Origin of the sequence: Microbispora rosea, from assembly GCF_044460045.1 — a bacterium.
GTDB classification, from domain to species: domain Bacteria; phylum Actinomycetota; class Actinomycetes; order Streptosporangiales; family Streptosporangiaceae; genus Microbispora; species Microbispora rosea.
The window spans coordinates 62,296-86,505 of record NZ_JBITJO010000009.1; the positions used below are offsets into that span (position 1 = coordinate 62,296).

The 24,210-nt window shown below is 73.3% G+C and carries 20 protein-coding genes; 8 read left to right on the forward strand and 12 right to left on the reverse strand.

The genetic code is table 11. From position 1 onward, the window contains the following. Positions 1-68: 68 nt before the first annotated feature. On the reverse strand, positions 69-1,277 hold the full coding sequence (locus tag ACIBK1_RS30890) for a sensor histidine kinase (RefSeq protein WP_030506669.1): 1,209 nt from the start codon (positions 1,275-1,277) through the stop codon (positions 69-71). 348 nt (positions 1,278-1,625) lie between these two features. On the opposite strand from ACIBK1_RS30890, the gene ACIBK1_RS30895 reads away from it, so the two are divergent. Next, complete coding sequence (locus ACIBK1_RS30895; RefSeq protein WP_030506668.1) at positions 1,626-2,456, forward strand: helix-turn-helix transcriptional regulator; 831 nt, start codon at positions 1,626-1,628, stop codon at positions 2,454-2,456. Here the strand turns inward: ACIBK1_RS30895 and ACIBK1_RS30900 are convergent. The 8 genes from ACIBK1_RS30900 to ACIBK1_RS30935 all read right to left on the reverse strand — a co-directional run bounded on the left by ACIBK1_RS30900 (position 2,443) and on the right by ACIBK1_RS30935 (position 12,115). Further along, positions 2,443-4,725, reverse strand: a complete 2,283-nt coding sequence (locus ACIBK1_RS30900) for a hypothetical protein (RefSeq protein WP_396739207.1) — start codon at positions 4,723-4,725, stop codon at positions 2,443-2,445. The two genes, ACIBK1_RS30895 and ACIBK1_RS30900, sit on opposite strands and share 14 nt — an antisense overlap. A gap of 5 nt (positions 4,726-4,730) precedes the next feature. Next, complete coding sequence (locus ACIBK1_RS30905) at positions 4,731-6,818, reverse strand: hypothetical protein (RefSeq protein WP_396739209.1); 2,088 nt, start codon at positions 6,816-6,818, stop codon at positions 4,731-4,733. Between the two features lie 31 nt (positions 6,819-6,849). Continuing rightward, positions 6,850-8,109 (reverse strand): hemopexin repeat-containing protein, encoded by a 1,260-nt coding sequence (locus ACIBK1_RS30910; RefSeq protein WP_197042495.1) that lies wholly within the window; start codon positions 8,107-8,109, stop codon positions 6,850-6,852. A 5-nt stretch (positions 8,110-8,114) separates the two neighbouring features. Beyond that, positions 8,115-8,849 carry a hypothetical protein gene (locus ACIBK1_RS30915; protein WP_030506664.1) on the reverse strand — a complete coding sequence of 245 codons (735 nt, stop codon included), beginning with the start codon at positions 8,847-8,849 and terminating at the stop codon, positions 8,115-8,117. Beyond that, a complete protein-coding gene (locus ACIBK1_RS30920) occupies positions 8,846-9,622 on the reverse strand; it encodes a hypothetical protein (RefSeq protein ID WP_143734356.1) in 777 nt (258 codons plus the stop codon). Before ACIBK1_RS30920 ends, ACIBK1_RS30915 begins: the two co-directional genes overlap by 4 nt. Before the next feature lie 159 nt (positions 9,623-9,781). Further along, a complete protein-coding gene (locus tag ACIBK1_RS30925; RefSeq protein WP_363537368.1) occupies positions 9,782-10,282 on the reverse strand; it encodes a hypothetical protein in 501 nt (166 codons plus the stop codon). Positions 10,283-10,291: 9 nt separating this feature from the next. Further along, positions 10,292-10,852 carry an RNA polymerase sigma factor gene (locus ACIBK1_RS30930; protein ID WP_357326615.1) on the reverse strand — a complete coding sequence of 187 codons (561 nt, stop codon included), beginning with the start codon at positions 10,850-10,852 and terminating at the stop codon, positions 10,292-10,294. 6 nt (positions 10,853-10,858) lie between these two features. Then, positions 10,859-12,115 (reverse strand): S8/S53 family peptidase, encoded by a 1,257-nt coding sequence (locus tag ACIBK1_RS30935; protein ID WP_396739213.1) that lies wholly within the window; start codon positions 12,113-12,115, stop codon positions 10,859-10,861. Positions 12,116-12,389: 274 nt separating this feature from the next. Between ACIBK1_RS30935 and ACIBK1_RS30940 the strand changes: the two genes are divergently transcribed. After that, entirely contained in the window at positions 12,390-15,314 is a 2,925-nt protein-coding gene (locus ACIBK1_RS30940; RefSeq protein WP_396739215.1) for a CHAT domain-containing protein, read from the forward strand. A 57-nt stretch (positions 15,315-15,371) separates the two neighbouring features. Further along, complete coding sequence (locus ACIBK1_RS30945) at positions 15,372-16,223, forward strand: siderophore-interacting protein (RefSeq protein ID WP_030506658.1); 852 nt, start codon at positions 15,372-15,374, stop codon at positions 16,221-16,223. Between the two features lie 113 nt (positions 16,224-16,336). Here ACIBK1_RS30945 and ACIBK1_RS30950 read toward each other — a convergent pair whose 3' ends face one another. Together ACIBK1_RS30950 and ACIBK1_RS30955 are read right to left on the reverse strand one after the other, a co-directional pair. After that, complete coding sequence (locus ACIBK1_RS30950) at positions 16,337-17,341, reverse strand: helix-turn-helix domain-containing protein (RefSeq protein ID WP_396739217.1); 1,005 nt, start codon at positions 17,339-17,341, stop codon at positions 16,337-16,339. 18 nt (positions 17,342-17,359) lie between these two features. Next, positions 17,360-18,349, reverse strand: coding sequence for an alpha/beta hydrolase (locus ACIBK1_RS30955; protein ID WP_396739219.1), 990 nt, complete (start codon positions 18,347-18,349; stop codon positions 17,360-17,362). 225 nt (positions 18,350-18,574) lie between these two features. Here ACIBK1_RS30955 and ACIBK1_RS30960 point away from each other — a divergent pair, with 225 nt between their 5' ends. Further along, a complete protein-coding gene (locus ACIBK1_RS30960) occupies positions 18,575-18,946 on the forward strand; it encodes a hypothetical protein (protein ID WP_396739221.1) in 372 nt (123 codons plus the stop codon). 171 nt (positions 18,947-19,117) lie between these two features. Here the strand turns inward: ACIBK1_RS30960 and ACIBK1_RS30965 are convergent, their stop codons facing one another. After that, a complete protein-coding gene (locus ACIBK1_RS30965; protein WP_076435699.1) occupies positions 19,118-19,369 on the reverse strand; it encodes a LuxR C-terminal-related transcriptional regulator in 252 nt (83 codons plus the stop codon). A 299-nt stretch (positions 19,370-19,668) separates the two neighbouring features. On the opposite strand from ACIBK1_RS30965, the gene ACIBK1_RS30970 reads away from it, so the two are divergent. The 4 genes from ACIBK1_RS30970 to ACIBK1_RS30985 all read left to right on the forward strand — a co-directional run bounded on the left by ACIBK1_RS30970 (position 19,669) and on the right by ACIBK1_RS30985 (position 24,116). Further along, entirely contained in the window at positions 19,669-20,595 is a 927-nt protein-coding gene (locus ACIBK1_RS30970) for an ABC transporter ATP-binding protein (RefSeq protein WP_396739223.1), read from the forward strand. A gap of 2 nt (positions 20,596-20,597) precedes the next feature. Then, positions 20,598-21,410 carry an ABC transporter permease gene (locus ACIBK1_RS30975; protein WP_030506652.1) on the forward strand — a complete coding sequence of 271 codons (813 nt, stop codon included), beginning with the start codon at positions 20,598-20,600 and terminating at the stop codon, positions 21,408-21,410. Positions 21,411-21,508: 98 nt separating this feature from the next. Next, entirely contained in the window at positions 21,509-22,672 is a 1,164-nt protein-coding gene (locus ACIBK1_RS30980; protein WP_396739225.1) for a YcaO-like family protein, read from the forward strand. An 88-nt stretch (positions 22,673-22,760) separates the two neighbouring features. After that, the gene (locus tag ACIBK1_RS30985) at positions 22,761-24,116 is read left to right on the forward strand and encodes a TfuA-like protein (protein ID WP_396739227.1); all 1,356 of its coding nucleotides are present in this window, start codon (positions 22,761-22,763) and stop codon (positions 24,114-24,116) included. Positions 24,117-24,210 lie beyond the last annotated feature (94 nt).

Below are 24,210 nucleotides of genomic sequence, written 5' to 3' on the forward strand. Positions count from 1 at the left end.
GCCCGCGCACGGCCACACGCGGCGGGCGAGACGAGCAACTCAGGGAGTGTCCGGCAGATGTGGCCGCTTCACGCGCTCTCGCCGTCCGCCATCTCGTCGGCCTGATCTTCGGCGCGGTCGTCGGCGGGGTGGAAGGGGATCCGCGCCACCAGCATGAAGCCGCCGTCGGGCGTCCCCTTTCGCTCCAGCCGGCCGTCCAGAATCGCGATGCGCTCCTCGAGCCCCGCCAGGCCGAAACCGGAGTGGGGAAGCAGGTGCTGGAGGGACATCCGCGCTCGTCCCTCATCCCTGCCGTTCACCACCGAGACGGTCACGACACCGTCGCGCGCCTCGCAGCCCACTCGCACGCGGGACCCGGGAGCGTGCTTCCTGACATTGCTCAGCCCCTCCTGCACGACCCGGTAGCAGGCGTGCCCGACCTGAATCGGGAGGCCGATGTCCGGCAGGTCGTAGTCGAGACTGACCTGGGTGCCGGTGGCGGCCGCCTCTTCCACGAGGGAAGGGATCGCCTTGGCCCCCGCCGTCATCCGGGACCCGTCCTCGCGCCGCAGCACCGCGAGCAGCTCACGCAGCTCGGCGAGGGCCTCCACGCCCTTGTCCTCGATAGTCGTGGCGAGCCTGCCGGTCTCGGGGTCCGCGTCGTCGCGGATGATCCCCGCGTTGAGGACCATCACGGTGACCGCGTGCGTCACGGTGTCGTGGAGTTCTCGCGCGATCCTGCGTCGCTCCCGGACGGCGGCCCGCTGCTCGCATTCCCGCGCCCCCGCCCGCAACTCGGAGATCATCCCCCGATAGCCGCGCACCCACGTGCCGACCAGCGCGGGCATGAAGATGAGCATCAGCGCGCGCGCCAGGCAGAGGTAGAGGACGTCGTCCGTCTTGGGGTCCACGTAGTCGACGGCTGTGGCAGTGATGATCAGGGGGACGGTCACCAGCTGCCAGTGGCGCACCTTGCTGTCCGCCGTCATCGAGTACGCGGCGAAGGCCATGGGCACGATCTGCCCGGTGATCACGGCGCAGAGCATCGAAGCGATGATCATGGGTAGCCCGGTGCGCCGGCGCACGAGCAAGGCGCCCGCGGTGATCACCTCGATGGTGATCTCGATCCATTCCGGCACCGGGCCCCACAGGGAGAAGGACAGACCCAGGAGCGTCTGCGGGACGGTGAAACAGAGGATCGCGATCGCCAGCAGCGTGTCGACGATCCGCCGGCGGTGCGCCGTGGTGAATTCGGCCAGCGACGAGGGGACGCAGGCAAGATTGAGCGTGTTTCGCACGAGAGGGCTCTTTCTGGGAGGCCGCCCGGCTCCGCGCCCTCGGAAGGGCACCACGGTCGCTCCTCTTCGAGGAGGTCGCATGCTGAGGCGGGGAGCCGTCTTTCCATGTACGTGGCCATCGTCTGCCGAGGGAGACCGCGTGGTTAAGGCCGTGGTCTTCCTGTGAGCGTCCATCCTGGGTGTGACACGGCCACCCAGAGCTGGTCGTCCTGGCGGCCCGGGGCGAGCACTTCGGCTTCTCCGACGTCGTCGGCGCCGCCCTCGTGAACGATCGGCAACTCGCCCAATACTACCCCAATTCAGGACAAATTATATAAAAATCATCCATAAGTGACATAAGGTGAAAAAGTGGATCGTCCGCGACTCCTGGGAAACTTTCTCCGGGCTCGCCGCGAGGCCGTGAGCCTGGAGGACGCCGGGCTGACGCGAATGGGGCGCCGCCGTACCCCTGGCCTGCGCAGGGAAGAGGTGGCCATGCTCGCCGGCGTCAGCAACGACTACTACGTGCGGCTGGAGCAGGGCAGGGAACGCCGTCCGTCCGAGCAGGTCCTCAACGCGCTCGCCCGGGTGCTGCGCCTCGACGACGCCGCCACCGAGCACCTGTACGAGCTCGCCTACCCGCGTCCCCGGCCCCGGCCGGTCCGCAGGGAGGAGCAGGTCAGCCTGCGCCTGCTCCGCCTGCTCCGGGTGTGTGACGCCACCCCGGCGTTCATCCTCGGCCGCTGGATGGACGTGCTCGCGACCAACCGCCTGGCCGCCGCCCTCTGCGAGGGTCTCGACCACAAGGACAACCTCCTGCGCCTGTGCTTCCTCGACCCGCAGGCACACACCTTCTTCCCTGAATGGGAGGATGCGGCGGCGACGAAGGTGGCGCAACTGCGAGCCGTCGCCGGCACCGACCCCGAAGATCCCTTCCTGCCCCTGCTCGTGGACGAGCTGTCCGACCAGAGCGCGGATTTCGTACGGATGTGGGCTCGCCACGACATCCTGCCTCGGTGCATGGAGCGTAAGCGCTTCCACCACCCCCTGGTGGGCGAGCTGACGTTCTCCTACGAGACCTTCACGGTCAACAGCGCCCCAGGCCAGCAGCTCGTCGTCTGCCAGGCCGAACCGGGAAGCCCGTCGGAGGCGGCGCTCGCCCTGCTCGCGCGCCTCCAGTCCGCCGTCACACCTCCATGAGCCGGGACAGCCGGACGATCGCGCCGGCCGCGAGGTCCACGACCACGGGGGCGGCCGCCGCCGGCCGTACGGTGCCGTCGTCCCTCGTGAGCGTGACGGACACGGAGACCTTCCGGTCGAACGTCGAACGGTCGGCGACCAGCGGCTGCACCAGGGTGACCTCGAGCGTGGGCGCGTCCGCGGGGAGGACGGCCCGCGCCACCTCGATCCCGGACACCGCGAAGACCAGCCCCACGCCGGAGATGCCCGCGGCCCGCAGATCCACGTCGCGCCGGATCAGGACGGCCGTGTGCAGGTTCTCCAGGTAGACGTTGCGGACGACCAGCTGGGCGGGGTCGGCGGGGTCGAGCAGCGCCTGCGGCACGACGGCCCCGTCCCGGACGGCGGCGGGCAGCGCGAGGTCCCCGTGGGCGGGCACGCGCGCCGGCGGGTCGAGCGGGACGCGCTCCCACCCCCCGACCGCCGGCCGCACCCAGAGGGCCGTCACCGTGGCCGCCGTGTCGGCGTCGTTGCGCAGCCCGGTCGCGGTGACCCGCACCGGCCCGCCGGGGTACGGGCCGGCCAGCTCGTCCACGTCCAGGTGCACGGTGGTCGCGATCGAGGTGGAGGAGTCGCCGGTGTCGAAGACGACCTGCGAGACCGCCTCGCCGCCGCGCAACTGGGTGACCGCCACGACGGCGTCGTCGTAGTCCACGTGCAGCGCCAGCCGGATCGCGTCGTCGTCCAGGACGGCGCGCAGGCCGCCCTCCAGGGTGCTCGACCGCACCGACACCCCGGTCGACCCCACCGAGGGGGACGTCGGAAGCAGCACGCGGACCTCGCGCCCGCCGGCGTCCGCGCGCAGCAGCGACTCCAGCTCGGTGAGCTCGGCCGCCGAAAGATCGGGCACGCACCGGGCCTGCAGGCGGCACGGCAGGCCCGCGTCCACGGTGGCGTCGAACACCTGCAGCCATTCCAGCTGAGGGCGGCCGGCCACGTCGCGGGCCACCCGGTAGTGGGCGGGCACGACGAGGTAGGTGGCCGGCTGCTGGAGCGACTCCCACACCGAGTATCGGTGGTCGCGGTCCAGGCGCGGAGCCGGCGCGAACCGCCGGGCCGGGGCGCGGCCGAGCTGGAAGGCGTCCTGGCATCCGACGATCACGGGCTCTGCGCCCCCGGCGTCCTGCCGGTAGAGGCCGGGGTTGTCCCGGCACGGCACCAGCAGCGGCAGGCGGTGCGAGCGGGTCACGGACACGCCCATGTCGATCGTGAACGACGGGGGGTCCGTGGCGAGCCCGCCCGAGCCCGGGAACCCGGTGCGGATCCCGTCGCGCCGTCCGCCGAGGTCGTCCCGGAGCACCAGGCGCCGGACGGCGGACGGCAGGGGGAGCGGCACCCGGGCGAGGGTCAGCGGGGCCGCCGGATCTTCCGCTGTCGCCTCCATCAGGGCCTCCACCGGGAACTCCGCTCGGGCCTCGGCCGGTGACGCCGCCAGGAAGGCGGGCCCCGCCACCGCCGACTCCGCGAACGGTGACTCTTTGAACGGTGACTCTTTGAACGGTGACGTGAACGGCTGCGGGACCTGGGTCAGCCGGACCGCGCCCCGCCCGGCGGTCGTGAGCTCGCCGGGAACGCGGACCTCGGTGGTCACCACGTCCGACCAGTTCGGATGCTCGTCGGGGATCGGGTGCTCCTCGCGGGGCGGCTCCTCGAACGGCCATCCGCGCACCGGAACGACCTCCAGACGGTGCGGCCTGTCCTGCTCCACCACGGAGGTGGCCCACGCGGCGAGCGTCTCCTGCACGCCGACGAAGCTCGTGCTGACGATCACCCCCGCCCCGTCGCCCGGCTGGAAGCCCGGCGTGCTCAGCGCGCCGTACGCGGCCCTGGCCACGGCTCCGCTGATCTCGGCCCGGCAGTGGACGACGTCGTCGCGCCGATCCACGTCGACCGGAAGCTCGGTGGAGGTCGGCCGGCCGGTGTCGGCGTCCACGAACGGGATGCGCAGCCGTACACTCACGTCCGTCCAGGGGACGGACTGGGCCCCGGCGGGCGGCGGGGGGAAGCGCAGCACGGCGGTGACCGTCGCGGTGAGGACGGGCGATCCCTCGTCGTCGTGACCGGTGACGCGGAACAGGAACCGGAACGTGCCCTCGGCGGCGGGCACGAGCTCCGGCGCGGGCGCCCACCAGGGCGGGCCCAGCTGCCAGTCCGGCAGCAGGGGCTCGTTCCGGTCGGCCGCCCCGACGCGGGGGCCCGGCTCGTCGGCCTGGAGTCCTGGCGTGTTCATCGCGATCAGTCCTGGCTCACGACGGTGACGCCGGGCGCGGTCTTCTTCGGCACCCGCACGGGCAGGTCGCCGCTGCCCTCGCCGTCCGTCCAAGGCCCGATCCACTCGTCCCCGTCCTCGAACAGCGTGCCCTTGATGATCACGCGTACGCGGTAGCGGTACGCCGGCGGCCGTCCCGGCTGTCCCGTGTAGAGGGCGAACCGGCGTTCCTTGTAGTGCTCTCCGGTGTCGGCCATGGTGAAGGTGAACGTCACGATCGGGCGCTCGCCGCCGTCGGGGCCCTCGCCCTTGGGCTGCACCTGCACCTCGACGATCTGGTTGCTCGCCGTCAGGTCCCGGTTGATCGAGATCGGGGCGAGCACGAGCGCGCCGGCGTTGTCGGCGCGCACGGCCACGTTCAGGCTGTCGGTGAGCGTGCCGAACGGGCCCGGGTCGAGGTCCACCTCGTTGGCCTCGACGATGATCCGGGAGAACCGGTCGTCGAGGGCGGACGGCGACTCGTCGAACTGAATGGTGCGCCGGACGAACACCTTGTCCGGACGCCATCCCTCCGGCGCGCCCGCGACCTCCGCCGCCTTCTTCTGGGTCTGCCGGGCGAAGAAGACCTCGCTGGTCGCGCCGCTGGCGTACACGAGGGTCGGTGAGGAGGCGGGGGCGAGCGGGGTGGTCTCCCCGACAGGGGCGCCCTCGCCGTGCACGTCGGTCGTCGCGTCGACCTCCTGCGGGCGCGGCGGCGGCAGGAAGTCGTGGGCGGACCACGCGATCTCGCCGTTCACGCTGGGGTAGCCGATCTGGACGCTGGCGAACTTCACCGGGTCGCCGCTCACGCCGTTGTCCGGGTCGGGCCACTTGATGACGGGCCGGCAGACCGTGGTGATCTTGCGTTCCCAGTTGTCCAGGTACAGCGTGCGCATGTAGCGGCTCTTGAGCTCCGGGTGGGCGGCCAGCAGGTCGGCCACGCCGTCCACGTTGCCGCCCATCGTGCTCGGCTGCGCGTACATCTCGTCGACCTCGAAGGTGAAGGAGTTGGCGATCTCCACCCGATCGTGGCGGAAGTTGAGGCTGAACCCCGCGCCGAAGCCCCAGCCGAAGAGGTTGAGCAGCCCGCCGGGCTTGGGCGGGCCCGGGTCCTGGACCTCCGGCATCGGCTGGAAGATCACTTGCTTCGCCTGGTCCAGCCACATCGCCACGAGCATGTCGATGTACTTGGTGACCATCGCCTCCTTGTTGTCCGCGCCGGGGATGGTGCGGTCCATCTCCAGCTCGACCTTGATGTCGCCGTTCATCCGCAGGGTGTTCCAGGTGGCCTTGAGGTCGCCCGAGCTCCACCACCAGCTGGCGTTGGCCTGGGCCGTGAAGTGGCTGAACACCCGCTCCCAGTTGGCGGTCATATGCAGCCGCGTGATCGGCGCCCACAGCGGCAGTGTGAGGTCGGCCGTCACCCCGATGGGCACCTCGGTGCCCAGCAGCCCCTGCTCCACCTGCGCCGCCGCGAACGTGCCGAGATTGACGACGAACGGGTGCTCGGCGGTGGGGATCAGGCTGCCGGGCCCGGCGCCCTGGGCGGTGACGAAGAACGGGTCGCCGGCGTTGCCGCCCTGCGTGCCGTCCTGGTCGGTGATCATCAGGCGCAGCGTGGAGCTCCTGATCGGGATCGGCCGGATGTCGGCGATCGTGGACCGGTCGGCCACGCCCGGCTTGACCTGCCAGAACCGGTCCCGGCTGCCCTGCTGCATCCGTTCCAGGATCTGCTTGTGCGCGTCCCGCAGGACGCCCTCGGGCGGTGCGCCGGTCATCGCGAAGCTGAGCACCCCGCCCGAGGTCTCGCGGGTCTGCCCGGGGGCCACGCCGAGGTTCGTCTGGCCGTCCTGCACGCCGAGGAAGTGCAGGAAGCTGAGCCTCAGGTCGCCGTTCGGCTTGCGCGCCAGGCGCATCCGCTCGGGCAGCCAGTAGAAGACGGGGTTGGACCCTTGGGCCTGGAGCTCGTCGTTGTGCTTGTCGGGAAGGAAGACGAGGGAGTATTCGACGTCGGCGTCGTTGAGGGTGACGGTCTCGAAGCCGCCGGCCATGATCGGTCCTGCTGGGTTCACCATCGCTGGCTCCTGAACTGTACGGAGAGGCCGCTCACAGGGCGGCGGGGTAGTAGATGAGGGACCGGTCGAGGCCGCGTCCGACCACGGCGGCCGCGTTCCGGAACAGCCGGAGGTTCGCCCGGTTACGCGGGGCGAGGCCGGGGTTGCCGTCCTCCCGCAGGTGGGACTGGGCCGCCGCCTCCTCCCACCGGCCCGCGTTCGCGGCGGCGTTGAAGCCCGGCCAGCGGGTGGGGAAGAACGAGCCGGTCCAGGCGATGCTGTGCGCCCCGAGCCGGGCGTCGGCGGGCCAGTCCGCCCACCCGGGGAAGAAGGCCGACAGCCGGGCCTCGTTGACGTCGAACCGCTTGCGGACGAGCTCGTCGATCGCGGCGTCGGGCAGCTCCAGGGTGTGGATGGCCTTGGCCGCCAGGTGGCCCTTCTGTGCGAGGCCGGGCGCGTCCTTGATCCGGTGCCACTCGGCCACGATCTCCGCGCGGGTGGCGGGGGTCCCGGTGTCCTTGTGCACGAACGGCAGGGCGGCCGCCTCCTCCGGGGAGTCGACGAGGTTGCCGACGCCGGTGGTGACCAGGCCCTTGACGTCCTGGTACAGGTAGGGGAGCCGGCCCTCCAACGGGGCGCTGAACTCGGGGAAGAAGTCCCTGACCGAGCGCGCCGAGCCGGTCGGCCCGTCCGGTGCGACAGGCTCGGGCACGTCCTCGGCCAGCGGCCCGATCGGCAGCCCCGGCCAGTCCTCTTCGACGGGCCGGGGGAAGTCCGCGGCCACGGAGCCGTCGTCGGGGTCGAGCCTCGCGTACTCGTTCCCGGAGAAGATGTACGGGTTTCCGCTGGGCCACCACAGCGCCGTCTCGATCCGTGGGAACGCTCCAGGCCAGTCGTCGGCGATCGGCTTGACCTCGGGATCGATCATGCCGGTCGCGCCGTCGAACTCCTGGTACTCCTCCCCGGAGAAGAAGTAGGCGTTGCCGCTGCCCCACAGGATCGCGGCGTCGATGCCGGACTCGAACAGCCCGGGCCACATCTCGGCGATCGGCCGCGGGCCGTCCAGCACGACCCCGTTCTCGATGTCGTACGACAGGCATTGGTCGCCGCGGAAGAAGAAGACCGAGCCGTCGCTCCACGGCAGGGCGGCGTCGATGTCCGCCTCGAACAGGCCGGGCCACTGGTCGGCGATCGCCAGCGGGTAGCCCTCGTCGGCGCCGTCGGCCTCGACGTCGTAGCGGAGGTAGCGCTCGCCGGTGAAGAAATACGCCTTGGCCCCGGAGGGGGCGACGAACCCGCAGAGCTTGTCCACGGCGGTCACCCCCCGGCCCCGGGCGCGGGCTCACCCGGCACCGTGCCACCGAACGCCGTGCCGACGGACCCCGTGCCGACGGACCCCGTGCCGGCGAACACCGTGCCGACGTGGTGGAACCCGCGCGACTCGACCAGCGTGCCGCCGGCCGCCTCGATCCGCTCGACCGTCCGGGACCGCAGCCGCAGCTCGGCGAAGTCGCCCGTCGCGGCGACGAGGTATTCGATCCGGCCGTGGACGGCCTCGTCGTCGCGCGTCCAGATCGCGCCGGACACCGCGCTGATCCGGGACGGCTCGGCGACCTCCTCCTCGATCGCGGCCGCGAGCTCCTTCTCGAAGCTCTCCTGGATCATCCGCAGGGGGAGGTGGACGGTGGCCATCACCAGGGAGTGGCCGTCCTGCGCCCGCAGCACGTCCAGCGCCGTCTCGTCGTCCGGCGCCGCGCCCGCGACGAGCCGGAAGCGCGGCTCCTTGGTGTCGGCGCCGAGCCGGGCGATCCGGGGGCGCATGCCGAAGAACCGGGTGTCGCTGACCAGGACCGAGTGCACGACGCAGCGGTACGCCGGCGGGAACCCGTAGCCGGCCTCTCGGTAGAGGCTGCGGACGAACAGGGTGCCGGGCGGGTGCGGCGGGGTGTCCGCGCCCGGCATGACGTCGCCGGTCATGGCCTCCTCGAAGGCGGAGTCCACCGTCGAGGGGTGCAGCCGGATGTCGCAGAAGGTGAGGTTGCGCATGGTCATGCCGCCGTTCCGGTGACGCCGATCTGCAGGTGGATGTGGTTCTTGTGGGCCTCTCGGCCGTGCGGCGTCCCGGGGGCGGTGGCCGGGTGGTCGGGGTGCATGACGAAGCTGCGTTCGCCGATGGACGTGGGCGTGTCCAGCCCGTCGGGGCCGTCGGTGCGGTCCTGCCACTCCGAGGCGGCGAACTCGTACACCGCGCGCCAGAAGTCGCGCGTGAACGGGTCGGCGTCCTCGTCGTCGAGCCGGTAGAACGTGTCCGACCCGGTGCCGGGCGGCCAGTTTCCGCCGGGGGTCGCGGCGGTCGACACGGTCCCCCAGTCGTCGCTGACGGTGAGCGTCCACTCCTCGCCGTCCTCGGCGACCGCCTTGACGCCGACGAAGTCGACCGCGCGGCCCTGGCCGTGGCAGTCGGTGCGCGGGCGGCCCTGGCTGTCGACGCCGCCGCCGGAGATGCCGAGGTGGTAGAGCTCGACCACGTTGTAGGTGTCCTTCAGCCACTGGCACAGCCGCACCAGGGCGAGCGCGTTGCGGGGGTCAAGCCGGTCGGGCGCCGCCGGGTGGCTCGGCTGCCCGAACGTCACCGTGCCCGACGCCAGGTAGCGGACGACGACTCCGGCGACGTTGCCGTCCTGGGGCTGCTCGCCGTCCCAGCCGTCCAGGCTCACCCCGTCGGGGCCGCCCTGTCCCTCCAGCCGGATCACGTCGCCCGACTGCAGGTCGAGCAGCTCGGCGTAGGCGTCTTCCTTGCTCATCGCGCGTGCGGGATCGCTCACGATCCTGGTCCTTCCGATGCGGTACGTCACCGCTGACGCGGTGGTCTGTCGCACGACGGATGGCGCAGGGGGACCGGTGATACAGCGAATCTCCACGAATTTCCGGCGGGCCGCGATCGGCATACGAGCCGGGCCCGGCCCGGCCGAAGGCGCGGTCGTCTACGGCCGGGCGTCGATCCATCCGGTGATGACGGTCGCACCGGCGGACGTGCGGACGTGCAGCCGGAAGCGCCGGGCCGGGACCGGCTCGATCACGAACCAGCCGACCTCGTCGACCGGGACCTCCCTGACGGGGCCGTCGTCGTCCCGCACGAGGACCGCGCCTGGCTGCGGGGGAACCAGCTGCCCGCGCAGCGCGTCGGGATGGATCTCGGCCTCGATGGACAGCTCACCGGCGGCGAAGGTCAGCACGCGCGGCCCCGAGCCGTCCGGCCGCGGCTCGTCGCGCAGGCCCGCCGGTTCCCGCGGCGGAAGCAGGGAGTCGAGCCGCAGCTCGGCCAGCTCGGCGTCGGCGGTCCGCCAGGCGAAGGCCGCCTTCCCTGCACGCACGAAGGACTCGGGCACCCGGGCCTCACGCACCGCGTGCCCCAGCTCGTCGAGCAGCCGGTCGTCGTCGTCCCACCAGCTCGGTCCGTCCCTCACACCGTCGCCTCCGTCCACGTCGACCACCTAGGCCAGTTCGAGGGCGGCCAGCGCCCGGCTCCTGCGCAGCCTGTCCAGGCAGCGCCCCCGGTTGGGGCCGATCGCCCCCACCGGGACGCCGAGCGCGGCGCTGATCTCGGCGTAGGAGGCCGGCGGCTCGGCGAACAGCATGCTCAGCATCTCCCGGCACCGGGCCGGCAGCTCGGCGAAGGCCGTGCGCAGGGCGTGCCGCCGCTCCGCCACCAGTATCTCGCCGTCCACCCCGTGCTCCTCCCCGCGTGGGCCAGGCTCGGGAGCGTCCACCGGAACCTGCCGTTTGCGGGCGCGCAGCAGCTGCAGGCACTGGCGCTGGGTGGTGCGGACGAGCCAGCCGGGAAGGGCGGCCGGCTCGTGCAGTGTGCCGAGGCGCTCCACCAGCCGCAGCCAGACGCCGCCGGCGACGTCGTCCGCGTCGCTGCCGGACACGCCGTACCGGCCGCACACCCCCCAGACCAGCGGCGCGTACCGCTCGACGATTGCGTTCCACGCCGCGGCGTCGCCCTCGCGCGCCCGGAGCACGAGGTCGACGACGACCGGATCGTCGCGCATGCCCCGTCAGCCCTCAAGCGGGTACGGCCGGACCTCGCCGGCCTCGGCGAGAAGCTTGTCCAGCGCCTGCCGGGGCGTCACCGAGCCCGGGACCGTGCGGGCGGCGACCGCGCCGCTGACGAGCGCGGCGGAGAAGGAGGTGCCGCTCCACCGGGCATGGCCCTCGAACGTCTGGAGACGGCCGTCGATGTCGACCTCTCCCGTCAGGTACGAGCCCACGACCCCCTCCCCGGGCGCCAGGCAGGCCACCCACGGGAGGCCAGGGCTCCAGCCGGACATGACCGGGCGGCCGTCCACCGTGCCGTACGCGCCGACCGCGACGACGGGCGGGACGGCGGCGGGCCAGCAGGCCGAGCGCCGGCTGCGTCCGGAGCTGAGGTGGGGGAGCGCTCCGTGGTTGCCCGCGGCGGCCACGACCAGCATCCGCGGGGCGAGCCGCTCGATCGCGCGGGCGATGACCAGCGGCGGCCCCCCGGACAGCGTGAAGCAGCCGAGGGAGAGGTTGAGGATGTCCGGCTGGAAGGCGGCCGCCAGCCGCAGCATGGCCCGGGCCGTGTCCCAGGAGTCGGCCCGTCCCGTGCCGGGGTCGAGGACCCCCTCGACGGACAGCTCCGCGGCCGGCGCCTCCCGCTGGATGAGGCTGCGCACGAACGCGGAGTGCCCCGAGCGGTAGGGAAGCGGGTGCTCGGCCGTACCCGGCCGTGTGGACGCGAGCGGGGTGTCGACGACGCCGACCCGAACGCCGCGTCCGGCGTCCTCGTGCCCGGCGAGCGACGGCGGCACGTCGGCGGGGCCGGCGGGCTCCGGCTGCCCGCCGTCCATCGGCTTGTGCCCCAGCACGTCGAACGCGCCCGCGGACATGGGCTTGTGCCCGAGGGCGGGGAACCCGCCGCCCACCAGGTGCATGGGCTTGTGGCCGCTCGCCAGGACCGCGCCGTCCGGCAGGGACATGGGTTTGTGGCCGTCCCCGATGACCGCGTCCACGACCCGGTTCTTGCCGATCGTCGGCATCCAGCCGCCGCGGTCGGCGGCCGCTCTTTCCCGCAGCAGGGCGAGGAGCTCGCCGACCTCGACGGGATCGTCGTCGGCGTCCTTGAGGTCGCGCAGGCGGGCCAGTCCGAGCAGCTCGTCCCGGTCGTCGGGGGTGAGGGCGGCGTGCACGACGCCGAAGTCGTCCAGCATGCGTTCGACGACCTCCAGATGCAGGAGGTCGACGATGAGTTGGTCCGGTTGGTGCGATGTGGTGCCCGCGTCGACTGGCATCTGGATAGTGTCCTTCCCGGGGTCATGACTTTTCCGGAACGCGAACTTCCTCAGACGGAACCACGAGGGCCTGGCCGTGATACATCCAACGCAGGAAACGCCGCCGGGCGCAAGGGCTCGTGGGAACGCTCCAGGTCGCGCCCCCGCCGTTCCCGGCGACGGCGACGGCGACGGCGAGGGTCGGCCGGACGGATCAGTGGTCAGGGCCGGGACGCCGACCGGGGTCCAGACGTCGGCAGGGGCCCGGACGTCGGCAGGGACGGCGGGCGCGCGCGTGGACGGGTCGCCGGAGCCGGCGGATGCGCCGCTGGCCGAGGCCGAGGCGGCGCTGGCCGCGGTCGACCGCGACCCCGTCTCGGGCCTCCCGGCGGCCGAGAGGGCCGCCCGGCGCGCGGCCCGCGCGGGCCACGCCGTGGCGGCGTCCACGGCCGAACGCGCCTGGGGGCACGCGCTCCTGCACGTGGGCGAGCTCGACAACGCCGTCAGGCACCTCAGCCGCGCCGCCGCCTGGGGTGTGCGGGCCGGCCGCGCCGACCTGGCCGCCGAGGCGCGATACAAGCTCGCCTTCGCGATCCTGCAACGGGGCAGGCCGCAGGCCGCGCTGCGCGAGATCGACGCCGCCCTGCCGGATCTGACCGGCATGGCCTCCGCCCGCGCCCGCGCGCAGCGGGCCATCGTGCTGCACGTGATCGGCCGTCTCGACGAGTCGCTCGCCGAGTTCGAGGTGGCGCTGCAGGTGCTGCGCCGGCACGCCGACCTGCTCGGCGTGCAGCGGATGCTGATCAACCGGGCCCTCGTCCACTCCGACCGGCACGCCTTCGCCGCGGCCGAACGCGACCTGCTGGAGGCGGAGACGCTGGCGCGCGAGCTCGGCCGCCCGCTGACGATCGGCCTGATCGCCAACAACCTGGGTCTCATGGAGACGCTGCGGGGCGACGTACCGGCCGCGCTGCGCCACCTCGACCGCGCCGAGCGCATCATCGGCGCGCACGGCGCCCAGCTCGGCACGCTCCACCAGGACCGGGCCGAGCTGCTGCTGTCGGTGGGGCTCACGGCCGAGGCGAAGGCGGCCGCCGCCCGCGCGGTGGACGCCTACCGCCGCGAACGCCGCTCACTCAAGGTGCCCGAGGTGCAGGTGCTGCTCGCGCAGGCCGAAATCCTGTCCGGCGATCCGGTCGCCGCGCTGGGCCACGCGCGTGCGGCGCTGCGCCGCTTCCGCGCCCAGGGGCGGCGGGAATGGACGGAACTGGCCCGGCTGTCCGTCCTGTCCGCCCAGCGCGCCGCCGGCCACCGGCCGCGCCTCCCGGGTGAGGTCATCGACGTCATGGTCGCGACCCTGGACGCGGCGGGATGGCCCGCGGCGGCGCTGGACGCCGCGATCGTGGCCGCTCAGGTGACCGCCGAGCGCCGCGTCCGCCGGGATGAAGCAGAGCATGACCCCTCCGGAGACGCCGGTGACGCGCGGGCGGGAGTGGAGCCGGCCGCCGGGCGGCGCTCCCGGACGGCGGATGCGGCCGCCGCCTACCTGAGCCGGGCCGCGACGGCGTCCCGGTCCCGGGGACCGGCGCTCGTCCGGGCCCGCGGCTGGTACGCGCGGGCGCTGCAACGGCGGGCCGAGGGGGACGCGCGCGGCGTGCTCGCCGCCGTACGGACGGGCCTGCGGGTCCTGGACGAGCACGCCTCTGCGATGGGGGCCACCGACCTGCGGGTCCACGCGGCGGCGCACCGGGCCGACCTGGTGGCGCTGGGGCTGGAGGTGGCCTTCGAGGCCGGCCGCCCCGACGGCCTCCTCGAATGGTCGGAGCGCGCCAGGGCCAGCCGTCTGCTGGCCGCGCCGGTCCGTCCGCCCGACGACCCGGTGCTGACCGCGCTGCTGGCCCGGCTGCGCTCCGTCACGAGAGACCTGGCCGGTCAGGCGGCGGCGCCCGCCCCGCTGCTGGCCCGGCAGGCGGACCTGGAACGGCGCATCCGCGACCACAGCCGCCGGCTCGCCGGCACTCCCGGCGACGCGCCGGCCGCGCCGGTCACGCCCCGGGACCTCGCCGCCTCGCTGGGTCCGTGGGCGCTGGTCGAGTACGTCCGCCGGGGCGCGGACCTGCACGCGCTCACCGTGGTGGACGGCCGCGTGGCCGTCCGGCGTCTCGGGGCGACGGCCGAGGCGGCCGACCTGATCGAGCGGCTGACGTTCGCCGTGCGGCGCGACGCGCGCCCGGACGCCCGGCCCGAAGCGCTGGCCGCGTCCGCCGCGCTGCGGGACGCCGCGGCCGCCCGGCTCGACGCCCTGCTGCTCGGGCCGCTGGCGGAGATCGGCGACCGGCCGCTCGTCGTGGTGCCCACCGGACCGCTGCACAGCATGCCGTGGTCCCTCCTGCCGTCCTGCGCGGGACGGCCCGTGACCGTCGCGCCGTCCGCGACCCTGTGGCACCTCGCCCGGACCCGCCCCGCGCCGGCGGACGGAACGGACGGTGACCGCAGTGGCGGCGCGGGCCCGGGGCGCGATGGTGGCGCGGTCCCGGGGCGCGATGGTGTCGCGGCCGGGGGACGGGTGGTCGCGGTGGCGGGCCCGCGGCTGCCGGCCGCGGGGCCCGAGGCGGCGGCGGTCGGCGCGATCCACGACGGCGCCGTGCTCGCCGGAGCCGCGGCGTCGGTGGAGGCGGTCTCCGCCGCCCTGTCGCAGGCCGGGCTCGCGCATCTCGCCGCACACGGCCACCTGTCGGCGGAGAACCCGTTGTTCTCCGGCATCGCCCTCGCCGACGGGCCGCTGATGGCCTACGACGTGGAACGGATGCCGCGGGTGCCGCACACGCTGGTGCTCGCGGCCTGCGACAGCGGCCGTTCCGTGGTGCGCACCGGTGACGAGCTGATGGGCCTCGCCGTGGCGTTCCTCGCCCGCGGCACGTCCCAGCTCGTCGCCTCGGTGCTGCCGATCCCCGACGCGGCGACGACCCCCGTCATGGTGGCCTTCCACGAAAGGCTGGCCGCCGGGCGCCCGCCCGCCGCCGCCCTCGCCGAGGCCCAGCGGGCCGTACGGGGCGACGACCCGCGGACGGCCGCGGCGGCGGCCGGCTTCGTGTGCATCGGCGCCGGCGCCGTCCCGGTCCGCAGCCGCGATCCCGAGCGTGATCCGAGCCGTGGTGCGAGCCGTGATCCGGTCCGCGATCGGGCCGCTGCCGCCGTTGAGCGGGGCCCGGCACGGTGACGATGTCCCCGGGACGAGGTTAGGGTTACCTAAGAAGTCTGATGAAGGGAACCACCTATGGCGACGACCGAACCGGCGCGGCGCGCACCCCGCGCGACCACCGGCGTGGTGGAGCGCACCGAGCGACTGACCCCGCACATGATCCGGGTGGTGCTCGGCGGTGAGGGGCTCGCCGGTTTCGAGGCGGGTGAGTTCACCGACCACTACGTGAAGCTGCTGTTCCCGCTGCCGGGAGTGGCCTATCCGGAGCCGTTCGACATGGCGGTGATCCGTGCCGAGCTGCCGCGCGACCAGTGGCCGAAGACCCGGACGTACACGGTCCGGGCCTGGGACCCGGAGGCGCGGGAGCTGACGGTCGACTTCGTCTACCACGGGGACGAGGGACTGGCCGGACCCTGGGCGCTGCGGGCACGGCCGGGCGACGTGATCCACTTCCTGGGCCCCGGCGGGGCGTACGCGCCGAGCGCGGAGGCGGACTGGCACCTGCTGGCCGGGGACGAGAGCGCGCTCCCGGCGATCGGCGCCGCGCTGAAGCGGCTCCCCGCAGGGGCGTCCGCCCGGGTGTTCGTCGAGGTGGAGGGCCCGGAGGAGGAGCAGAAGCTGCAGACGGAGGGCGACGCGGAGATTGTGTGGCTGCACCGCCGCGGCGCGCAGGTGGGCGAGGCGCTGGTGCGGGCGGTGCGGGAGCTGGAGTTCCCCGAGGGCGTCGTGCACGCCTTCGTCCACGGCGAGGCGAACTTCGTCAAGGAACTGCGCCGATATCTGCGGGTGGAGCGCGGGCTGCCGCTGGAGTGGTTGTCGATCTCCGGCTACTGGCGGCGGGGCCGTGACGAGGACGGCTGGCGGTCCTCCAAGCCGGAGTGGAACCGCAGCATCGAGGAAGAGGAGTCCGCCGCCCTCGGCGGCTGACGACGGCCACGCGTCCCGGTCGTCGCGCAACCGCCCGTCGTCGTGCAGGTGCCCAAAGGCGACGGAGGGCACCAGGTGTCAGCGGGAGACCGATGCCCGGAAGATCGGCTCTCTCATGGGGAGCCGGCGTCGCGGTGGAGGCGGCGTAGCGCGAAGGCGAGCTGAAGGCGCAGCCGTCCCCGGGGGTCGCGCACCGTCCATCCGAGGAGCGGCTCGGCGTGCGCGAGCCGGTCCTGCAGCGTCGAGTGATGCACGGTCAGCTGTGCCGCGGCGGCGCGCAGGCTCGGTGCGTAGGCGGCCGCGTACAGGGTCGCGAGCATCCAGGGCGCCTCGGACCCGGCGCGTTCGAGCGCGCGGACGTCGGGGTGGGGCGCGGTGCCGGGCGGGACGGCCGCCGCGAGAACCGCCAGCCCGCCCAGTTCGTCGGAGTGCACCACCCGCGGCCCCGGATCCTGCGGGGTCCCCTCGGCGGCCAGCCGCAGCGCCGTGCGGGCGAGCGCCCACGAGCGCGGCAGGTCGGGCACGGTCACCGCCGGGCCGATGCCGGCCCGGACCCCTTCGGGAGGTGGGTGATGGGCGGGCCCGACGCGGGGCACGCCGCCCTCCAGGGCGAGGGCCCGTACGGGGATGTCACCGGGCAGGCCCAGCGCGCGAGCGGCGAGCGATCGCACGGCCGAGGGAGCGGCGGCGTCCAGCAGCACCTCGACAAGGGCGGGGTCGTCCCCGTCGCGGCGGGCCGGGGCGCGGCCCCGGGTCCGGTCCAGCACACCCCGAGCCGCCGCCGCGGCCCGCTCCAGCACCATCGCCCCGACCGGCCCCGGCGGCGATGGGCGCTCCAGCCAGAGGGTGGCCGCCCCGCCGGGCACGGTGATGCGGGGCCAGACCGGATCCGGCGGCGGACCGGCGTCCGTACGGCCGCCGTCGGGGAGGACGCGCACGTGGACGCCGCGCTCGGAGTCGGTCAGGCAGGCCGGGCAGCCCGCCAGGACGGCGGCGCCGCGGACGATCGCCTCCAGTCCCGCCCGTGTCTCCACCAGGCGGTCGAAGTAGGCGATGACCTGCACCGCCGCGCCGGCGTCCGGGTCGAGCGCCGACAGCCGTCCGACGAGGTCGCGCATCCCGTGCTCCCGGCCGGGTCAGCTGCCGAGAACGCGGCGCAGCCAGCGCAGGCGGGCGGCTCGGGCGTCCTGCGAGACGGCCGCCTGCGGGGCCATGAGGTCGAAGCCGTGGAACCCGCCCGGCCACACGTGCAGTTCGGCGCTGCCCCCCGCCCGCCAGATGGCGCCGGCGTACGCGACGTCCTCGTCGCGGAAGGTCTCGGCCGAGCCGACGTCGATGAAGGCGGGCGGCAGCCCGGACAGGTCGGTGGCGCGGGCCGGGGCCGCGTAGGGGGAGACGCCGGGGCCGCCGCGGGCGGCGCCGAGCAGAGCGGTCCAGCCCGTCTCGTTCGCGGTGCGGTCCCAGACGCCGAGCCCGGCCATCTGGTGGGACGACGGGGTGTCGTTGCGGTCGTCGAGCATGGGGCACATGAGCATCTGGCCCGCCAGCGCGGGGCCGCCGCGGTCGCGGGCCATGAGCGCCAGCGCCGCGGCCAGCCCGCCTCCGGCGCTCGCTCCGGCGATGATGATCCGCTCTGGGTCGATGCCCAGCTCACCGGCGTGGGCGGCAGTCCACACCAGACCCGCGTAGCAGTCCTCGACCGGCGCCGGGTGGGGGTGCTCCGGCGCCAGCCGGTACTCCACCGACACGACGACGAACTGGAGCTCCTGAGCCCAGTCGAGCACGACGTCGACGCCCACGCGGTTGTCGCCGATGATCATCCCGCCGCCGTGCGTGTGGTAGACGGCGGCGAGCGGGGCGGTGGCGGCGGCCGGACGGCAGATGAGCAGCGAGACGTCGGGCGCGCCGGCCGGGCCGGGCACCGCCCGCTCCTCCACCTCGAAGGCGCCGCCACGGCTGAGCGCCTCGTCGGGCAGGCTGGGGCCGTTCGCCATTCCCGCCCGCAGGAGCGGGATCATGTCCGGGGTCAGCGACGACGGCAGGGTCTCGCCCAGCACGGCGAGGGCCGCGGCCAGCTCCGGGTCGAAGGGCGGTGGGGTGGCGGCCGAGGGGAGGGTGTTGCTCAATGGAGGCTCCCGTATCGTAGGAGGTTGCCTGCGACCAACTGGTCCGTGCTCACCATCGTTGGAAACACGGCGGCGACGATCCAGCGCCACGCGGCGGAGACTACCCGCCGGACGGCGGGTGCCGCGAAACGGCCGAGCGGCGCGAGCGGGTTTTAGATCCCCATTACGCGCTCGCGGCTATGGTGACGCCCGACGACGTCTCGGGGAGCGGTCTCGGGAGTGCCCATGTCACAGCGAAAGGTGAAGCGCGTGCGCGCCGCCATGCGGCGCGAGGAGGCCCGGCGGCGCGAGGAGCGCAGGCGGCTGAAGCGCAGGATCACGTTTGCCGCCGCCGCGGTCGTGGCGGTGGTGGCGGTCGCGACGGGAGTGCTGGTCTTCATCTCCGCCGGAGCGCCGGACACGGCGACGCCTGTCGCGAACGCCTCGCCGCATCCGACATCCTCTGCCCCGGAAACAGCGGCGGGAACAGCCACGGGATCGGCCAAGGGGTCGGCCACCGAAGCGGCCACGGGGCCGGAGGCGAAATCGGCCACGCCGCCGGCGGCCGTGTCGCCGTCCGCCGGCGCCTCACCCAAGGCGACGGCGTCCGGCTCATGACGCGGCCCGGAGGGCCCGGCCCGGCACGGTGACCGGGCGGCCCGGCAGGGAGTCGCCGGGGCCGGGCCCGGATGCGCGTGCCCGGCTCCTCCTGTCCGTACGCGGACGGGCGGCGCGGCAGGGATGCACGCGCCCGGCCTCTCCTGTCCGTACGCGGATGGGCGGCGCGGCCTACCCGACGACGCCGGAGACGCTGGGCGGCCAGATGCCGACGTTCAGGAGCCGGTGCGCGTAGAAGTAGGCCACGAGCTGACTGCGGTTGCTGCAGGCGAACTGGACGAGCAGCTTGCTGATGCGCTCCGCCACCGTGTAGCGGCTGAGGTGCATCTCGCGGGCGATCCTCGTCGTCGTGTAGCCCCTCGCCAGCATGACGATCAGCCACCTGTCGCGATCATTAATCAGGCCGTCGGAAGCAAGGTCCATGTGCAGTCCCGGGTCGGATCGCCGTTCGACTGGGAAGCCTGGTGGGGCTCCCTTTGCGGCGACCCTAGAAAGGGGCGCTTAACGATCGGTATGGCCCGACCATGGCCGCGGTTATGGCCCTTCCGGCCGCGCCGGTAGCCCACGTTTGTGGGGTTGTGTTACCTGCTCGTCCCCGGCTCATACTCGACCTGCGACGCGTTCCGGTCAGGCCGGGGACGAGCGGAGAGCCGCTCACATCGCTCAGGAGCACTCCGACAGCGGGAGGGCGAAGTGAAGGGCAGGCTGAGTTGAGAGATGTCGTGACGGCCGTGGGGGTCACCAAACGCTATCGGGGCAGCGAGAGACCGGCCGTGGACGACGTCTCCTTCGGGATCGCCGAGGGGGAGACCGTCGGACTCCTGGGCCCCAACGGCGCCGGCAAGACGACACTGATCAAGATGATCTGCGGGGTCACCACCCCGACCTCCGGTGAGATCCGGGTCTTCGACGCCGATCCGGTGCGCCAGCCCGTCCTCGCGAAGAGCGGCATCGGGGCGATGCACCAGACCGGTCCTTTCGACATGATGCTGCCGGCGCTCGACAACCTGCGGATCGCCGCCCGGTTCCGCGGGCTGCGGTGGCGCGACGTGCGGCCGTGGGCGTTGGAGGTGTCGGACTTCCTCGGCCTCGCCGGTGCGATGCAGCGCCTGGTCTTCCAGATGTCGGGCGGTCAGCGGCAGCGGCTGCAGCTGGTGCGTGCGCTGCTCACCATTCCGCAGCTGCTCATCCTCGACGAGCCTTCCGCCGGCCTGGACGTCGCGGGGCGGCGGCAGGTCGAGCGCTTCGTGACCTGGCTGCGCGAGGAGCACGGCGTGACCGTGCTGTGGACCAGCCACCACATCGACGAGCTGGAGCGCAACAGCCAGCGCGTCCTGGTCGTCGACCGCGGGAAGGTGCTGCGCTTCGCCAAGCCGCGCGAGCTCGTGGAGGAGTTCGGCACCACGCACCTGCTGGTGACCGTCGAGGATCCCGCCTCGGGGATCCTCGTGGCCGCGTGGGCGGAGTCCGCCGGGTTGCGGGCCAAGGCCGAGGACGACGAGGTGCGCATCGACGACGCGAACGCGCGCGACGTGCTGCCGGAACTGTCCCGATACTGCCAGGACCACGCGATCGCGATCACCGGGGTGTCGACCGCCGTGGACTCGCTTGAGGAGGTCTTCCTCCGGATGACCGGGAACGAGGGGTGACGATGGCCGCCGGGCTGCACTTCCACACCGCGCCCCCCGCAAGGACCGCGAGGGCGGCGGACCTGTCCGCGGTGCTCTACCGGGAGTACGCGCTGCTCGCCCGCAACCGGGTCTACCTCATCCTCGGCCTGACGCCGATGCTGGTGTACCTGCTGCTGGTGAACACCTCGCTGAGCAACCTCGTCAGGGTCGTCGACTACAAGGGCGTCAGCGTGGGGTTCGCGGTCTTCCTGCTCCCCATGACGCTGGCGATGTCGGTCGTCAGCGCGGCCGGCACGTCCGCCATGGCGGTGTTCCAGGAGGAGATGAGCGGGGTGGCCACCCAGTTGTGGTCGTACCCCATGCGCAGGTCGCGTTTCCTGCTCGGCAAGATGATCGCCGGAGTGTCGCTCGTGCTGGGGCAGACCCTGCTCGGCCTCGCCGTCGCCGCGATCATGTTCGACCTTCCGTTCGGCCCGGAGAACTGGCTCGCGCTGCTGACGGCGCTCACGCTGTCGGCCCTGGCGCTCAACGGGCTCTACCTGGCGGCCGCGATCACGATCACGGACTACCAGGCGTTCATGGTGCTGTCGAACGTGTCGATGCCCGTTCTCGTCTTCAGCGCCCCCTCGATGTACACCACCGAGAGCATGCCCACCGTGCTGCAGTGGGTCTCCGTGGTCAACCCGCTGACGTACGCGATCAACGGCATGCGGGACGGCGCCGTCTTCGGTTTCGGCGAGGCATGGGCGGATCTGCTCGTGCTGGCCGTCATGGCGGTCGTCGGCTACGCCGTGGGCGGCCGGGCCCTGCTCAAGCGCGCCGGCAACATCTGAGCGCACCAGCACCAGCACCAGCACCCGCACTCGCCGGCCCGGCCGGCCCGATCCGGCACCTCACCTCGGCACCTCACCTCGACCAGGGCAAGGGGACGATGCGGACAGACACCTCCTCCCACTCGTGGATCCTCTCCCTTTCCGACGAGTCGAAGGTCCGGTTGCCGGGGACGGACCGGGCCCGGGACCCGGCCGCGTCGCTGGAGATGGCCGGCCGTGCCGCGCGCAGGGCGGGGGTCACCAGGGTCGCGGACATCACGATGCTCGACACCCTCGGCATCCCTACCTTCCAGGCGATAAGGCCCACGGCCCGGACCCTCGCCGTCTCCCAGGGGAAGGGCGTCACACCCGACCTGGCGAAGCTGTCCGCGATGATGGAGGCCATCGAGCTGTGGCACGCGGAGCAGCCGATGAGCCCGGTCGCGACGGCCTCCCCCCGCGACGTGGCCGGAGAGCTGGGCTACGACGTCCGCGCCCTCCCGCTGTGCACGCCGACCCTGCTGCACGACGGCCTGCCGGTGGAGTGGGTCGCCGCCAGGTCGCTGGTCGACGGGTCGCGGATCCTCGTGCCGAGGGACGTGGTGGAGTTCACCCTCGTCCGCAGGAGGGGCTGGAACGCGCCGGCGTTCTTCTCCTCGACCAACGGTCTGGCCAGCGGGAACACCCAGGCGGAGGCCGTACTGCACGCGTTGTACGAGGTGATCGAGCGGGACGCGGTGACGGCCTTCGTCACCGGCGGCGACCGGGGCGTCCGGGTCGACCCCCGCTCGCTCGGATCTCCGGTGGTCGACGACCTCTGCGTGACGATGGAACGGGCAGGCGTCCGCCTGGAGGCGAGGTCCCTGACCTCGCCGACCGGGCTGCCGTGCTTCGTCGCCCGGATCACCTGTGACGACTACCCTCCGCCGTTCCTGGGCTTCGGCTGCCACCTGAGCTCGGAGATCGCGCTCAGCCGCGCCCTCACCGAGGCCGCGCAGGCCAGGCTGGGCTACGTCTCGGGCGCGCGTGACGACCTGCGGCCCGACATCCAGGACGACCTGGGCGCCAAGCGCCGGCCGGAGCCGGCCGAGGAGGCAGGAGCGCCGATATCGCCCGTCCACGCGCACGAGAGCTTGGTCGACGACCTGGAGGACGTGGTGAAACGGGCCACGGTCGCCTTCTCGCACGCGCCCCTCGTCGTCGACCTGACGAGGGAGGACGTCGGCGTCCCGGTCGTCAGGGTGCTGGCGCCGGGGAGCCGCGTCTGCGCGGAGGTTTTCTGATGAGCCGGGGTCTTCTGATGGGCCGGGGTCTTCTGATGGGCCGGGGTCTTCTGATGAGGCGGGGTCTTCTGATGAGCGGGGTGTCCTGATGAGCGCGCCGGACGTGGTCGTCTACACCGGCCCGACGATCTCCCGCGACGAGGTCCTGGGCGTCGTGCCGCACGCGCGGGTGCGGCCGCCCGTGGCCCGCGGCGACCTCCTCGCCGAGGCCTGGAGCCCCGACGACACCGCCGTCATCATCGACGGCTACTACCGCGAACGGCTGTCGGTGGGCCACAAGGAGATCCTCTGGCTGCTCGACGAGGGCGTGCACGTCATCGGGGCGGCCAGCATGGGCGCGTTACGCGCGGCGGAGCTGAGCCCGTACGGCATGAGCGGCGCCGGCACCGTGTTCGACATGTACGCGACCGGGGAGGTCGACGGGGACGACGAGGTCGCCGTGGTGCACGGACCGGCCGAGCGGGGATACCCCGCCGGGACGGTGGCGCTGGTCAACATCCGGTACGGCTGCCGCGAGGGGGCGCGCACGGGGCTGGTCCCGGCGGCGGCCGGGGAGCGGATCGTGCGGGCCGCGAAGGCGCTGCCCTTCATGCGGCGGACCTGGCGCGAGCTGGACGCGGCGGTGGACTCCGGCGACCGCGACCATCTCGCGACGCTGGAGCGGCTGATCGGCACGGGAGAGTGGGACGTCAAGCGGCGGGACGCGATGGCGGCGCTGCGCGCGGTCGGCGAGCGCCTCGCCGGGAGGCCCGGCGAAATGTTCGGAAAGGGGCCGGGCGAGGGGTCAACGGCCTGGGCGGCCGGCACGGCGCTGACGGGGATCACCCACTACGAGGCCCTGCGATGGCGGTCGAGGCGCGAGTACGCGCCCGGCAGGTGGATGACCGACCTGGACGTCGTGAACGCGGGGCGGCTGTTCGGCGACGACTACCCCCGCCTGCACGAGGAGGCGCTGACCGGTCTGCTGTCGGACTTCGCCGCAGCTCAGGGCCTCGGCCTGGATGCGTACACTCGCGCCCGGCTCGGGGTCGCCGAGTCCGCGGCCCTGCCGCCCGTCCTCGCGTCGTGGCTCACGGAAACGGAGCTCGCCGCCCTCCCCGTCGCCGAGCAGCTCCGGCTGGTCATGGTACGGGTCTGGCCGGTCTGGCAGTCCGAAGACTGGAGGCCGGTCGTCCTTGAACGGGTCAGGGAGTCGGGCCACTGGCACGAGTGGTCCGAGATCGTCGAGCGCGCCGACGAGGCCGCGGAGCGGGCCCGGGGCAGGCTCGCCGTCCCACCGCCGGAGATCTGCGCGAAGATCTTCCTGCGCCACTGGCACCGCAAGGGAACCTCGGCCGAGGTGGAGCTTGCCCGGCGGGGCTTCACCGGCATGCCGGACCTGGGACACACCGTCAGGAGGTTCTTCGCCCTCGACGTCCAACGCGCGCGTGCCCCCGAACGGTGAGCCGGCGAATGAGCGGAGCGGTGGGCCGAGGGACGAGGCCGCCTGCGGGACGACTGAGGAGGGGGCGCGACCGTGCGTACGGGAGCCGCTGACG

Excerpts from the sequence above, each read along its gene's own strand:
- ACIBK1_RS30900 (WP_396739207.1), bottom strand. The coding sequence starts at position 4,725 with ATGAACACGCCAGGACTCCAGGCCGACGAGCCGGGCCCCCGCGTCGGG.
- ACIBK1_RS30905 (WP_396739209.1), bottom strand. The coding sequence starts at position 6,818 with ATGGTGAACCCAGCAGGACCGATCATGGCCGGCGGCTTCGAGACCGTC.
- ACIBK1_RS30915 (WP_030506664.1), bottom strand. The coding sequence starts at position 8,849 with ATGACCATGCGCAACCTCACCTTCTGCGACATCCGGCTGCACCCCTCG.
- ACIBK1_RS30930 (WP_357326615.1), bottom strand. The coding sequence starts at position 10,852 with ATGCGCGACGATCCGGTCGTCGTCGACCTCGTGCTCCGGGCGCGCGAG.
- ACIBK1_RS30935 (WP_396739213.1), bottom strand. The coding sequence starts at position 12,115 with ATGCCAGTCGACGCGGGCACCACATCGCACCAACCGGACCAACTCATC.
- ACIBK1_RS30945 (WP_030506658.1), top strand. The coding sequence starts at position 15,372 with ATGGCGACGACCGAACCGGCGCGGCGCGCACCCCGCGCGACCACCGGC.
- ACIBK1_RS30950 (WP_396739217.1), bottom strand. The coding sequence starts at position 17,341 with ATGCGCGACCTCGTCGGACGGCTGTCGGCGCTCGACCCGGACGCCGGC.
- ACIBK1_RS30960 (WP_396739221.1), top strand. The coding sequence starts at position 18,575 with ATGTCACAGCGAAAGGTGAAGCGCGTGCGCGCCGCCATGCGGCGCGAG.
- ACIBK1_RS30965 (WP_076435699.1), bottom strand. The coding sequence starts at position 19,369 with ATGGACCTTGCTTCCGACGGCCTGATTAATGATCGCGACAGGTGGCTG.
- ACIBK1_RS30975 (WP_030506652.1), top strand. The coding sequence starts at position 20,598 with ATGGCCGCCGGGCTGCACTTCCACACCGCGCCCCCCGCAAGGACCGCG.
- ACIBK1_RS30980 (WP_396739225.1), top strand. The coding sequence starts at position 21,509 with ATGCGGACAGACACCTCCTCCCACTCGTGGATCCTCTCCCTTTCCGAC.
- ACIBK1_RS30985 (WP_396739227.1), top strand. The coding sequence starts at position 22,761 with ATGAGCGCGCCGGACGTGGTCGTCTACACCGGCCCGACGATCTCCCGC.